We start from the raw sequence: 316 nt of genomic DNA, 5'->3' as shown, positions 1-316 counted from the left end.
TACTGGTGATACCACATGCAATGGCGAGTCGTTCGCTAACACCCAATTTCATTAAACTGCGTACTTTGGTGCGAGGTTTACGCCATTGCCGCCAGTAGCACATTCTTATCCTACGGCGGATCCAGTGATCTAAATCCACCGTTAGCTGATAAGCGTTGGCTATTAGGTAGTAGTGTCCCCAGCCGCGCAAATACTGTGTGAGTTTATGAATTTGTAGGGTCATTGAGATCCCCCAGTTGCGGTTAGTGAGCTCCCTGACATTTGCTTTAAATTTCTTTAGCGCCTGTTCGTGGATCTGCACTTGACCGTAGCGGAA

Annotated in this window: 1 protein-coding gene; it reads right to left on the bottom strand. The window is 47.8% G+C overall.

Annotated features, from left to right (window positions below; all coding sequences use genetic code 11):
* On the bottom strand, positions 1-316 hold a 316-nt coding region (locus tag H5163_RS21130), incomplete at both ends, for a group II intron maturase-specific domain-containing protein (protein WP_310736661.1).

Origin of the sequence: Pseudoalteromonas sp. SG44-8, from assembly GCF_014164125.1 — a bacterium.
In the GTDB taxonomy this organism is placed as follows: domain Bacteria; phylum Pseudomonadota; class Gammaproteobacteria; order Enterobacterales; family Alteromonadaceae; genus Pseudoalteromonas; species Pseudoalteromonas rhizosphaerae.
This window is presented reverse-complemented; position numbering and strand designations above follow the sequence as displayed.